Below are 13,369 nucleotides of genomic sequence, written 5' to 3'. Positions count from 1 at the left end.
CGAGAGAGCTTAGTTTTAGTCTAAACCGACATTTAGTCTAAGCCAACAAGGAGATAGGGCAGCGTAAAGTTGCCCTCATTAAAGCCATGTAGAGTTATTGATACATGGCTTTTTTTAATTTTTTTGTTGTTTGTTTCGATAAATAAACTTGAGAACAGGTAAATATGTCCTTAATTATGAGAAGGGTCAGTTAGACAGGAGTGAGGGCATGTATCGTTATGTCAGTTCACCGCAAGCGTCGAAGTACATAGTGCCACCACCTCAACATCGAGAGTTGTCGAGTGTGGATGTGCCTGAGTCCGAATTAGAGATGCGAGAAATATTGAATAATTGGTTTGCTGATGGTTTAGCGCCCATTATTGAAAGTGAAGATGACTACATCTCTGCGAGCGATCACGTTCGATTTGAAAAGCTTAGCCGCACCGTTGGGATGTTGTTGAGAAACAAAGATTATTATTTTGCGGCTAAACGGATTTTATCAGTGTGGGAACAAGATTGTCTTGAAACCACTTATATCAATTATCTCATTTTGCGCAGTGAGCGAGTCACTTCTTTAAGGTAAGTTAATGGTGTGGCAGTTGTCATTTTTCATTAGGCATTAGGGATTAGCGACTTAGGGTTCGTGTGCTTACGATCTTTTTATTTTTCTAACGAATCAGCAAACAAAAAGGGCAAGCTTGGAGGCTCACCCTAAAGGTCTTTGTTTTGGCTTAACGTTATTTTCAACTAATTCTCAACTGGGTTACGACTTACACCCAACCATCAAATTTGAGTCGTTTTTGAATTCTTTCGACCGCTTCTTTCTGCATTTGTCTAACACGTTCATTAGAAACATTCACATCCAACATTTGTCCGACCTCAGACAGCGTTTTCACCTTGTTATCAAAGAAACCAAAACGGTGGATGAGCACCTTTTGTAATTTTGGAGGAAGTGTATAGATGATTTGTTCTAGAGCTTGGGTAAAGGATTGATCCTCACAATCTTGTTGAGGGTCTGGGATATATTCACTTTCGCATTGATCAAGCACCATAGGCGCATGGCTAGTTCCAACCGTTGTCGTCACGTCAATAAACCCGCTTAACGCCACCAGTTGATCGACGCGTTCGGCCTTTACACCTGAACTGTCTGATAGCTCAGAAATTGAAACCTCTTTACTCATTTTTTTGCTTGCATCGAGCTTTTTTGAGGCGAGGCTGTTTATTTCTTTACACACGTGGGCTGGCAATCGAACGGTTCGACCCGTGTTCATGAGTGCGGCTTCAATGTTTTCGCGGATCCACCAAACAGCATAGGTTGAAAAACGATAGCCTGGTTCTGGATCGTATTTGTCGATGGCCTTAATCAAGCCAATGTTGCCTTCCTCGATCAGGTCGAGCAGGGTGAAATTATTGCCTTTACGTTTTAGGTAACTCTTTGCGATTTTCACAACAAGGCGCAGGTTTGATTCGATCATGACATCACGCGCTTTTTTATCACCCGCGCGATTCAATTTTGCGTAATACACCTCATCTTCACGCGACAGCAGATCAATGCCAACAATATCTTTCAGATAATGAGCATAAGGGTCTGCACTGGTAGAAAATGATTCGGTAATGGGTGTTTCATCCGTGAGCCCCTGAAACGCAGCAAAACTATCGTTGTTCATTTCCTTGTCCTTATCTAGCCGACTGAACGTTTTAGTTTTTTTATTATGCCACCAAGTGATTAACGCTTGGTTTCATTAGAGTGTAGATAACAATTTCTTCTTTACCAATAAATAAAATGCAATTTCGTATGTTTATGTCACAAAAAGATCTACAAATATTTAACTATTTTGCATCTCATCAAGTGTGTTGGTTTTTCGTTTAAAACATTAATACGGATAGTTTATAAAGCATGTGTTATACATCGGTTTATCTAGATAAATGACGTGAATTTATAGGTGTGGGTTAGAACTATAATTGAGAGGAGAAATGATGAGAAAAATGTTAAGAGTCGAGGTTCAATGTTTCCAAGCACCTCAACTCTTTTAGCTGTGTCGGCTGTTAAGTATCGCCATGCACGTTTTAATTCTATCGACTAATAAGTGCTAAGAACCTCATCGATTTGCTGATTAATGATCTTCATTTCGCTGTAGATAACCGAAAGATCATCATCTTGCGGCGCAAGCTTATTGAGTGTGTTTTGTTCTACTCTTTCCAATGCAACTGTGGCCGTTTCTTCACCAAAGCTGGCTAAAATGCCTTTTAAGGTGTGCACGGTAAAATGAAGCTTGCCCCAATCTTGTTGTTGAACCAACTCTTCGATCTCTTGTAGCGAATTGCCATGGTCTTCTTGATATGTAGACAAAACGGCGTAAATGACGTCTCTGTCATTGTCTAAATAGGCGTTTAAAGCATCAAAGTCTAGCATGTGGACTCCTGTCGGCTGAATGTTGAAAATGGGCTAGGCGGCTTAGTGGAAAAACCATACCTTGATGAATCACTAATCCATTGATTCCATTTTGGAGGAAGTTCTAACTGTAAGATTTCTTCTAGATAGTCGTCGCTAAGTTTCTCATCTATATGAGCTTTATTGACGGCGTATATATAGTCAAGTTTGGCGGCAACTGAATATGGGTAACTGTGAATGTAGTCCTTTATTTCTTGGATCGAACCCAAATTTTCAATGTTTATACACGTTGAAGGGTCGACATTTTTGGACTCAAGTTGGTGATTTATGGCTTCTCCACGAGATTTGAGACATTCCACTGTTAAATGATAAAGAGAGTACTCACCAAAGTGGGCGAGCATGGGTAATAACTGAGTGAGCAAATAAGTCGGTTGGCTGTGGAAATTGTTCGCTAACAGTGTCGAAGCTCTAATCACTTTTTTGTGGGCAATCTGAGGGCTATTTTCGATGAGCAATATGCTGCTCTGAAATAGGGCAAGGCTGGCCAAAACTTGCTGCTGTTGTTTTACCGGAAGTTTCAGGTTTACCAACTCGGTGAATTGGTTGGCGTGCTCAAGCAAAATACGTTTGTACTTTAGTTGCGTCTCGCGCTGATACGTTGCTTTTAAGGAATTAAAGTGCGCACCAATGGAATGGATGACATCAATGTCAGCAGCTGAAATGTGGGTTGCATACATCTCACCTAACTTTATGATCATATGTGTGTTATCTGCGTTCTCAGCTAAGTCGATGGCCCTGATTGCACGATGGCTGATGCTGGGAGTCATCTCAAATGCACGAATCGCTAATTTAAGAGCAGGCAGCAGCATTTTATGTTTTTCATAGATACAGCTTAAGCAGTCAATCACGCTCAATGAGAGTGGCTGTGCTATTAGAAAATTGTGGAGCTTATCTATGGCTAAATTTGGCTTGCCTAAGCTGTCGAGAATCAGCGCCTCAGCCACCAATTTGGTTGGGTGCATGTTGGTTTTGGAGTTGTTAATGACGCTAGAGAGTAACTGCCATTTCTTACCTGCAATTAAATGTTCAATCAATGTCGCTTCGAACTGAACGCTAGTACCATTAGGGGAGATCGCCAAAGCTTGAGCTAATCTCTCTTGACTGGCAATGGGATACAAATCATTCAGTTGGGTGAGTTTCTTTGAAACGGACACGGCACTTTGGATCTTTTTACCCAACGTTTGAGTATTAATCGGTTTAGAAACGAAGTGGTGTGCTTCACCTGAAAGGGCGGTTAATACTGTTTCCTGACGCATATCCCCAGAGAGCAAGATTGTCGCCACAGTATGATCGATGAGGCGGTTTCGATACAGAATGCCCAACAGCTCAAAGCCAGTAAAAGACTGTTCTAAGTGGTAGTCAATGAGGAGTACATGAAAAGAGTGTGTCTCGACCGCTTTAATGGCTTTTCGATAGTCGGTCGCAATAAAAATACAGTCGCGCGAAACTCCCAAACTAGCCAGTTGCTGCTTAATAAGTATTGTTGCGCTTTTAGAGTCGTCGACGATCAAAATTCGAAGGTCTGTTGGTAAGGTCAAATCCATTTTCCTTAATACCAAATGTTATTTTTTAATTTAGGTGTCAAGTTGCACATTGTCAAGGTGCCTATATCACATACAAACACTCAATAAACTATTGGTAATTAAAGAGTATTAGATAACATTTATGAAAGCCTTCAAACGCAGGTGACTTTTACCTGATTTTAGTGGGGTTATACGTGTTTTAGAAATAAAAAAGAGGCAAGCCGATAAGCTCACCTATCTGTTTTATTGTTCGAGTTTTTATTCGAAATGTTGTTCTTTGCTTGAAGTTTTATTTACCGAAACTCTAGCGTTAATCACGCATGTTTAGAATCAATACTGCCGCTAGAGCCAAGAACGCCGTCATCATTAAGAACACATCGTTGTAAGCCATGATGGCTGCGTCACGTTGCATTGTGCCGAGCAAACTTGCTTGTGCTTGTTGCATCGCAGTTGCGGCATCACTTCCTGACTGAATGAAAAACGCTTGTTGTTGCTGAAGCGTCTGCCAACCAAGTTGACTCACTGAAGGTAGCGACTCCTTGATGTGTGCTAAGTGCTCACGGGTTTTGTTATCCAATAGCGTAGCGATAATCGCGATGCTGAAAGCGCCCCCTAAGTTCCGCATTACGTTGGTTAACGTTGATGCGTCTGGCGTGTCCATTTTGCTGATGTTCTTCATGGCAACCAAAGACAGCGGAACCATGATGAACGGACTACCAATAGCACGCAGAACCATAGATAAAATCAGCTGTTGCCCGCCAAAATCGATTGTCATGTGTGTATTTACGTAACAACTAAAACCGAACATCGCGAAGCCAAAGGTAACCAAGTACTTAGGCTTAATGATCTGTGTTAGCTTTGGCACAATTGGGAATATCAGAAGCTGTGGGAAACCCATCCACATTAGCACTTCACCAATTTCCATCGCGTTATATTGCTGAATTTGAGTGAGATACATCGGTAGAACATAGATAGAGCCGAGCAATGCCATTCCTAGAATCAAATAGGCGATACAAGACATCGCAAATTGCCCATCCCGCAATAGCCGCAGGTTAACCAATGGCTTCTTGTGTTGGAGTTCGTTTATCACGAAGTAAACCAAACTCACCGCCGACACGATACTCAAGCCAATAATAAAGCTCGAACTGAACCACTCTTCACGGTTACCTTCTTCTAACACCACTTCCAAACAACCTAGCCCTAATGCCATGGTGGCGATACCAAACCAATCGGCTTTTTTCAGCGTGCCAAGGTCGAGCTTTTCATCGTCCAAGCCATATCGGATCATGGTGATCACAAGCAAAGCTGGCGGAATATTGATGTAGAAAATATAGTGCCACGAGAAGTTCTCCGTCAGCCAGCCACCAAAGGTAGGGCCAATCGATGGAGCAAAGGTCGCGGTTACACCAAACAGTGCCATACCCACAGCACGCTTGTTGACCGGCAATAACTGAATCACCAGCGAGAAAGCAAGCGGGATTAGAGCACCACCACTGAAGCCTTGCATCGCGCGGAAAACGATCATCGAGGTCATGTTCCAAGAGAACGAACACAACAAAGATGAAATGGTGAAAATGGCTGTCGTCCACGTGATATAACGGCGTTTACCGAGCGCTTTAGAAAGCCAACCACTGAGTGGGATAGCGATCATCTCTGCGACTAGGTAAGACGTAGAGATCCACGAGCTTTCATCCAAGGTGGCTGATAGCGCACCTTGAATATCTTTGAGAGACGAGTTGGTGATCTGAATATCCAAGATCGCCATAAACGCGCCAATCAAGCCGCCAAATAGGGCGATCCAATGGCGTCTCGAAACCTCGTCATCATCATTTGTTTGGGTGACAACACCAGCGTTACTCATGGTCTAGCCTCGTTTATCGATGGTCGCTACCACAGACAAACCAGGAAGCAGTCGACCTTTCAACTCTTGCTGATCTGGAATAGTAATTTTAACCGGTACACGTTGAACGATTTTAGTGAAGTTACCGGTCGCGTTTTCTGGTGGTAGGAGCGCAAATTTAGCGCCAGTCGCAGGGGAGAAACTGTCTACCACACCTTCAAGAGGCTGCCCCGGGAACGCATCCAGCTCTACTTCAACCGTCTGACCTTTGTGAATACCACTTAGCTGTGTCTCTTTGAAGTTGGCTTCAATCCACACTTGGTTGTTTGGTACCAAGCTCATCAGTGGTGCGCCTGCTTGAATCAGCAAGCCTTCACGTACGCTGCGTTTACCAATCACGCCATCTGCTGGCGCGTAAACTTTGGTGTAATCAAGGTTAAGCTGTGCTTGATCTCTCTGGGCTTGAGCTTCGGTCACGGATGCATTTGCTTGCTCAATCTCACTAGCGATAACGGTTAATTGGTCATTGGTTGCAACGAGGTTTGCTTTTGCTTCTTCTAAATCTGCCTGAGTTACTTTTTGTTGTGCAACCATGCTGTCGACTTCATCTTGAGACGCGTAGTTACGCTTTAGTAAGCTACGAGAACGTACCACTTGTTGAATCGCGCGTTCGTATTCAGCTTGTGCAGAATCAACGCGGCTTTCTGCTTGATTGATCTTGCTACGTTGTAACGTTTGTTGTGCCACTAGATTTTTGACGTCTGATTGCACGACGCTTAAATGGGCGTTTGCTTGAGCGAGTGCTGACTGGTAATCCCGGTCATCGATTTGAACCAGCAAATCACCTTCTTTAACCGATTGGTTATCACTCACATAAGACTTAACAATATAGCCAGAGACCTTAGGGCTAATATTCGTGATGTCGCCTTGTAGGTAGGCATTGTCGGTAGATTCAAAGTACTGGCCATAGCCGTACCAGTATCCAGCACCGGCTAAACCCAATGACAGCATGATCGCAGTAGCAATAAGCGGAGCTTTTTTACGTTTTTTTGTGCTTACTGTTTGCGAAGCGTTGTTGTTCTCTGTCATTTTTTCTTTCTCATTTTGTTTTTATTTAGATGTAACGAATTGTAAATGAATTCGATTGATTGATAAGATAGGAAAAAAGGGAAACACTGTTGCAAAAATCTAACTAATGGCGCTTTGGGAGAAGTACGATGGACTTAAATGCTGTGACTGTTTTTACACAAGTTGTTGATTGTGGGAGTTTCACGCACGCAGCTGAAGCATTGAACATGACCAAGTCGACCGTCAGCCGAAAGCTAGACGAGCTGGAACAGCATCTAGGTGTGAGGTTGATCACTCGTTCGACACGAAGTTTAGTCTTAACGCCAGAGGGTGAGCGCTTTTATCAGTCGAGCATGCAGATGCAAGAGATCATGAACCAAGCTGAGCTAGAGGTTTCAGCCAATCAGGATTTGATCCGAGGGCAGTTGAATGTTGTGTTGCCTGTCGAATTGGGGCATCAAGTATTAGCCAAATACATCCACAGCTTCCTAAAAGAGCACCCAAACGTGACTTTGAACTTAGAACTGTCGAATCGAGAAGTCGACATCATTGCGGAGGGTATCGATCTTTACGCACAAATTGGTGAGCTAGTGGACTCGAGCTTGGTTTCTCGCTACCTCACAACATCAAAGCGTGTATTGGCAGCCAGCCCTGAGTATTTAGAGCAGTTCGATGACGTCTCTTCACCCGATGATCTTGAACCGCCATTCAGAATGATTGAGGTGGTGAACAATGCCGCGCGTCTACCCAAGTGGCATTTACAATTAGAAGGCGGAGAGTCGATTTTGATCGATCTGCCGTGTCAGTTGCGGGTGAATACCATCACGGCATGCCTAACAGCGTGTGTGGATGGGCTCGGCTTGGCGGTGCTTCCTGAATTCATTTGTCGGGAACACTTTAAGACAGGTAAGCTGATTCGTCTGTTACCTGAATATGAGATGCCAGAAGTTTCAGTAAGCCTAGTGTATGCAGACAGGCAGTTGATGCCGAAACGTAAAAAGGTCTTTATCGACTATCTACTGACTGCCTTTCAAAATAGGAAGCAAAAGTAACGGGGAAAACCTTAGCGGTTAAGTGCTTAGGCTTCCTATTATTCGTTATTGTCTAAACCGTATCGAAGCTAACTATGATCGGGCTGCCAGTCGACGACTTGCCCATTCGCCAATATAGCTTTGACCGATAGGGCAGCAATATCGACACCGTTGTAACGAAATGCCTTGTTAGAAAAGTTAGCAATGATCTTACTCCCGTCACTGAACTCAGTTTGTTGAACATCGCCGCTCTTATCTAACCATTCGGAATCGACTAACTGTTTATCCCATAACTGTTCGTGCATTGGTTCAAAGCCATCTTGATAGTGTTTGAGTGCTTTGATTCTCTGGCTTGAACTTGATAAAGCTTCATCTCTGGTCAAGTGAACCATCGGTGGTGTGTTGTATAGCATGGCGGTTAAGTCACGTTCTGCTTGTACATTAGTGAACTTGAGGCTGTCTGAATGCCAATGGTGCGTATTGATTACTTCATCATGGAAAACGGCTTGGTAAAGTGGAATTCGATATTGTGGCGAAAACAGTAGCGACTTATAGGGCTCTTTAACCTCGGCCGGCTTAAAGAAGAAGTCAGGCTTGTGGTCTGGGTACCAACGGCCTAAGTAATAGGGAGACTGGCAGTTCTCTTTCATGTCTTTATCTGTCCAACCAAAACCAACCGTTTCTAAGCCGTGTGCAAACACGATGCCTTTTGTTGTTAGGCTGTTGCCGTCTTCAGATCCTAATACTAACGATGGTTGCTCGCTAAGCCACTGCATTCGGTTGTTGAAGGCAGAAAGCATGTCTGATTCGTTTGTATTGCCATTGCCATTGCCATTGCCATTGCCATTGCCATTACTGTTGCTATGACTATCTATAGAGCCGCTGTAATCTTCACGTGCCATGGCGGTTGCATCAACATCTAAGAACAAGCTGTTGAAGTTGCCGAATCTCATAATGTCTTGAGCACGCTGTTTTACGTATTCTAAATGGCAATTCGGATTTAGATAGAATCCGTTACCGCGAAACCCTTTTTTTAGGTTGCCATCTGCCAGTTCAATGGCACAACTCTGACGCATCGGCTCTGGTAATTGAGCGGTTAGCCAGTTGTCATTGAGCTTCGCAGGAATGGCTGTGTTGTAGGAATCGTAAGTACCGACCAGATATCCGGACTGTTTTGCCATAGCCACGGCGTTAGGTTGATAGAATGCTGGCGTCCAATTGTCGAATCCAAGCCACAGTTTGTTTAAGCCTGCCTTATTTAGATTAGCGACCATGTCTGAAGACAGCGCTTGTCCCCAAGTCTCTGACGAGTTTAGGTAAGGGGAAGCGTGCTCTAGCAACCAGTTCTTCTTATCCTGTGCTGCTTTATATTGCGCTTTAATCGTGTTGTCTTCGAGTGTCGGATTACCAACAGGATATAACACCTGCAATGACTGGCTAATAGAGTCCAACAATAGTTGTTTGTGGTACTGACTGAACCAATCTTTACCCTTGGAGAGTGATGAAAGCTCTCTTTTTGCTTCCTTGGAAACGTTGAGTTTAGAGCCTTTTAGATACCAAGCTTTCAATCCCCACCAGTCACTCACATCTTGGATGCTTAATGGGTCTTTGCCGAATAGGTAAACGTGGCTCGCGCCGATCAACTTAGTCACATCTGGATTGCGCTTTTGCTTTGCTACAAGCGTTTCAGACTGGTCATTATTGATGCGCCAATCTCGGTATTGTTTGGCACCATCTAACCACGAGTCTCCGAGGGTGATACGAACAAGAAAAGGTTGTGACTGATTGAGCATCGTAAATTGGTGTGCTGCCTTCATATCAATTTTGGTTTTTGTATTTGAGGAAGCATTAGAGGATGCATCTGAAAAGAGCAGTTGATTGTTGGTTGCATTAACCATTTGATAGCTAATGAAATGATTGTTTTGCTGTACTGTCCAAAAAGGCATCCTCAAGTCTTGAGTAGTGTTACTTCCAGAATGGTTACCGACGAGATAACTTGCCCAAAGCTTGTTGTCAGTAGGCACGCGCATACCTTCACTAAACGGAAGAAATAGTGTCTGAGTTTGTTGTTCGGCAAGATCAAACCACGCCAATTCGATGGGTTTGTTTCGTTTCACCTGTATATTTGAAGGTAAGCTGAACTGAAAAGTGAGCTGGTCTTGATTAAGCTCTGCCTTAACGTTTATTCCACTGGGTACTAAGGTCCAAGTGGCGATTTTTGCTGAGTCAGCTTTATCGGAAAAGCCAATGACCAGATTGGTCGCTTTCTGTGGTTGGCTATCAACGGTGAGAGCAGCGCTGTTAACGCTTAAGCCGTTCCAATCTATCTCTAGAGTATTCGATGATATAGAGACGGTATTGTTGGTAGCACTGTTAGCGTTGTCGCGAATACTGCTGTCGCTAACGCTGCTATTACTGGTGAGCGTTATTTGGCTCGCTTGTGCATTGGATGAAAACAGACAAGCTGTTGTTAAAGCCACAATGGCACAAGTAGAAAGATTGAGTGGGTGACGAACGCTGAGCATATTTAGATTCCGTAAAGGGTAAGTACGGTTATTACACCTAAGTAGCGCTAGTGCTTTGTCACCTATATGTCTCTATTTTTTGTTTGGCTTTAGTGATGTTCCATTAGAAAGGCACGGCGACGCGTTGCACATATTGGACTTCAATAGCGCCTTGGTATTCAAACATTTCAACCGAAGCACTTAAGTGCTTGGCTTTGGTTCCTAGTGGACTTTCTGTGGGAACGGGTGCTTGTGTTGTTTTGATTGGCACTTTGTAACCCAGCAGGTTGTAGTCTTCATCAAACCATTGCCAACTCACATTAGCGTCAGGGCAGTTGTCGATCACCTTTGGAGGCGAGAGCACGATATGTGGTTCGCTGAGTTTACTTTCGAGCGTCAGCCATCGATTACTGTCATTTAAAGCGACAATAATAGGGTAGTGATTTGAACCTATCTTTAGTTGATAAACACCAGATTCGGGTTTGATGAACATTTCATTGGTTTCAATCTCTTGATACTCATTATTGGAAGCGAGTTGTCCATCAAGAAGGACTTTGCCTTTAGGCGATACCAAAGAAAGAGTTTGGGTTTCTAAGCCTTTGTTGAGCTGTTCGGAAGAGACTTTGATTTGATAACCGTGCGACGACAGGCCATAGCGTCGAATGAAGCTGACTTGAATGTGGTGTTTCGGCTCAGCACTTTGTTTTAGTGAGGTTCCACATTGAGTCTGGCTTAATATCTCTTGTTTGACTGGCAGCCAAAGCTCACTATCGAGTGTTTGTTGATCGAGTGCGATTTGCAGCTCTTGCCACGCAACTTGAGGCTGGTCATCAAGCAGAGATTGGTAGGTGTGCTGTAATGGCGTGTCAGTAAACCATGCTGCATGACTTGCGAACGGCAAGGTGCAGAGCAGTGCAGTTAACGAAGTGACTTTCATTATGACTCCCCAGCCAAGCGGTAACCAACGCCGCGATGTGTTTCTATATTCAATGTGGGCAGCTTCTGGCGTAAGCGCAGTATGTGATTATCAATAGTTCGGGTACTAGGAAAGGCCTGATACCCCCAAATTTTGTTGAGTAACTCATCTCGGTGAAACACACGACTTTGGTTCTGAACAAACAGTACCAATAGCTGAAACTCTTTAGGTTTTAGTGTTACTGGGCTTTCATCCAGATAAGCGCTCCGTTCCGATAAGTTGATTTGGATATTTGCGTAATTTAAGAGGCTCACACCTAACGGACGAAGCTGGGTAATGACTCGAGCAAGTAATTCGTCGTTAGAAAATGGCTTAGTCACGTAATCTTTGGCACCCGCCATTAAACCTTCAACACGTTGTTGAACTTCTACTTTAGCGGTCAACACAATCACAGGCAGCGCTTTGAGGAGCAACCAGTTTGGAAGGTGTTGCAAGCTGTCCCCATCTTCAAGCTGTCGATCCAGTATCACAAGATCGGCTCGAAACCATTTCTTACTGGCATTCTCTGAATCCTTCGCCCAAAGGCATTGGTAACCATTGGATTCAAAGAAGCTGACGAGGCCTTGTCCAAGCAGTTGGTCGTCTTCAATCAGCAGTAGGGTGTTCATAAGCAATTTCCAAAATACATCGGGTTGGGTTACGAAGAATAATGAGGCGGCCATTCGCTTGCTTCATCAAGTGCTCGACAATAGTCAGGCCAATGCCCATGTTATCCAGTTCGTGCGTTTCACTTGGCGTGACACCAGACATGAGCCGTTGTATCGGTGAAGGGAAGTGCCCCTCGTCTTGTACCTCAATCGTCAGCTTGTCACCGAGTTCGACCTTTACCAAAACCTCACCTTTACCATGTTGTTTGGCATTCTTGATTAGATTATCCAAGCAGATGGTTAGCCAGTAATAGGGAAGGTTCAGTTCAACTTCACGCGCTTCACATTGATAAGAAATATTGTGCTTTTCACAGACATGATCGAGCCACTCTTCTAATGATGCATTTTGCTTTAACAAAGGCTCTGACTGATCAGAACTTAGGTACACTTTGCTGTTTTCGGTGAGTTGAGAGAGTCTTTGATAATCAGATATTAAACGCCAAACCGCACTTTGAGTTTCATCCGAAAAGTCATCGTAGCGATTTCTGAACATCTCGACGGTTAGACCTAGGCTAGTAATGGGCGTGCGTAGTTCATGAGTAAGAAGCTGTAAAACGAACTGCCTCTCTTTTCGTTGTTTTGTTCTTAGGTATAAGACTCTAGCGAGGCCGGAAAGCAACGTTAACAGTAATGAAAATATCAAGGTTTTCATGATCAGGTTGTCATTGCTAGGCTCGCTTAAGCACACGTTGCTGTAACGAAAAGTACAGGTATCACCTGCCAAAGATATCTCTTGTTGTTCTGCGATAGGTTGCCAAACATCTAAGGGAATGGCTTTCCAGCCTTGTTCGCCACTTAACCAAAGTACATCATCTTGTTGCCAAGCGCGATATCCATTGAGCAGAGCTTCTCTGCCTTGTGCAGTGAGAGCCTCTAGCTTGGTATATAAAGGGTGCTGTGGGTTGGTAATATTCAAAAATGGACGTATTTGCTCGCTTACGTCTGGGTAAGCTGCCAAATAACGATCAGCAAAGCTGCCACCGGCAGGGTGACGTTTGGAGTGTGCTGCAAACCAAATCGAATCTAATGCTTGTTGCTGACACAGAGCGAGCTCGAACTCGATCGCGTCATGTAATGAAGGGTTACTGCTTTCAATTGCTTGGCAGTGATCTTGTATTGACGCTAACGCTGCGATGTCGTCCCAACTGAATTGGTTGAAATCAGGATAGCGGCTACGTTCATGGAGCAGAACTTTCGGATACTGAGCCAACTCTTGTTGAGATACTAAGATTGGAGATGATTGCCAGCTCAGTTGATACAGGGTTTGCCACTTATCTTGCAAACTTTGGGCATTGGCTAGAGTTGGGAGCCAAAAGATCAAGCAAAGAGCTAATGTAAACCTGCGCATC

The 13,369-nt window shown here is 43.9% G+C and carries 11 protein-coding genes; 2 read left to right on the top strand and 9 right to left on the bottom strand.

The window, feature by feature from the left end; genetic code table 11:
- Positions 1 to 208 precede the first annotated feature (208 nt).
- Entirely contained in the window at positions 209 to 562 is a 354-nt protein-coding gene (locus tag AB4371_RS04045; RefSeq protein WP_017072193.1) for a hypothetical protein, read from the top strand.
- Between the two features lie 187 nt (positions 563 to 749).
- Here AB4371_RS04045 and AB4371_RS04040 read toward each other — a convergent pair whose 3' ends face one another.
- From AB4371_RS04040 to AB4371_RS04020, 5 genes are all read right to left on the bottom strand, one after another.
- Complete coding sequence (locus tag AB4371_RS04040) at positions 750 to 1,646, bottom strand: RNA polymerase sigma factor RpoD/SigA (protein WP_017060509.1); 897 nt, start codon at positions 1,644 to 1,646, stop codon at positions 750 to 752.
- 413 nt (positions 1,647 to 2,059) lie between these two features.
- Positions 2,060 to 2,392, bottom strand: a complete 333-nt coding sequence (locus AB4371_RS04035; RefSeq protein WP_017060508.1) for an Hpt domain-containing protein — start codon at positions 2,390 to 2,392, stop codon at positions 2,060 to 2,062.
- A complete protein-coding gene (locus tag AB4371_RS04030) occupies positions 2,386 to 3,975 on the bottom strand; it encodes a response regulator (protein WP_017064673.1) in 1,590 nt (529 codons plus the stop codon). Before AB4371_RS04030 ends, AB4371_RS04035 begins: the two co-directional genes overlap by 7 nt.
- Before the next feature lie 289 nt (positions 3,976 to 4,264).
- The gene (locus AB4371_RS04025; RefSeq protein WP_017060506.1) at positions 4,265 to 5,815 is read right to left on the bottom strand and encodes a DHA2 family efflux MFS transporter permease subunit; all 1,551 of its coding nucleotides are present in this window, start codon (positions 5,813 to 5,815) and stop codon (positions 4,265 to 4,267) included.
- 3 nt (positions 5,816 to 5,818) lie between these two features.
- Positions 5,819 to 6,883 (bottom strand): HlyD family secretion protein, encoded by a 1,065-nt coding sequence (locus tag AB4371_RS04020; RefSeq protein WP_017066726.1) that lies wholly within the window; start codon positions 6,881 to 6,883, stop codon positions 5,819 to 5,821.
- Positions 6,884 to 7,011: 128 nt separating this feature from the next.
- Between AB4371_RS04020 and AB4371_RS04015 the strand changes: the two genes are divergently transcribed.
- Complete coding sequence (locus AB4371_RS04015) at positions 7,012 to 7,914, top strand: LysR substrate-binding domain-containing protein (protein WP_372149052.1); 903 nt, start codon at positions 7,012 to 7,014, stop codon at positions 7,912 to 7,914.
- A 68-nt stretch (positions 7,915 to 7,982) separates the two neighbouring features.
- Here the strand turns inward: AB4371_RS04015 and AB4371_RS04010 are convergent, their stop codons facing one another.
- The 4 genes from AB4371_RS04010 to AB4371_RS03995 all read right to left on the bottom strand — a co-directional run bounded on the left by AB4371_RS04010 (position 7,983) and on the right by AB4371_RS03995 (position 13,368).
- Positions 7,983 to 10,418 (bottom strand): glycoside hydrolase, encoded by a 2,436-nt coding sequence (locus tag AB4371_RS04010; protein WP_372149050.1) that lies wholly within the window; start codon positions 10,416 to 10,418, stop codon positions 7,983 to 7,985.
- A 103-nt stretch (positions 10,419 to 10,521) separates the two neighbouring features.
- A complete protein-coding gene (locus tag AB4371_RS04005) occupies positions 10,522 to 11,334 on the bottom strand; it encodes a DUF2861 family protein (RefSeq protein WP_372129233.1) in 813 nt (270 codons plus the stop codon).
- Positions 11,334 to 11,981 carry a response regulator transcription factor gene (locus tag AB4371_RS04000; RefSeq protein WP_372129231.1) on the bottom strand — a complete coding sequence of 216 codons (648 nt, stop codon included), beginning with the start codon at positions 11,979 to 11,981 and terminating at the stop codon, positions 11,334 to 11,336. Before AB4371_RS04000 ends, AB4371_RS04005 begins: the two co-directional genes overlap by 1 nt.
- A complete protein-coding gene (locus AB4371_RS03995) occupies positions 11,959 to 13,368 on the bottom strand; it encodes a DUF3404 domain-containing protein (protein WP_372149047.1) in 1,410 nt (469 codons plus the stop codon). The genes AB4371_RS04000 and AB4371_RS03995 overlap by 23 nt, the downstream gene beginning before the upstream one ends.
- Between the last annotated feature and the right edge of the window lies 1 nt (position 13,369).

The organism is Vibrio sp. 10N.261.51.A3, assembly GCF_041471965.1.
Classification (GTDB): domain Bacteria; phylum Pseudomonadota; class Gammaproteobacteria; order Enterobacterales; family Vibrionaceae; genus Vibrio; species Vibrio crassostreae_C.
Note: the sequence above shows the minus strand (reverse complement) of the source record. Positions and strands in the feature narration are given on the sequence as shown.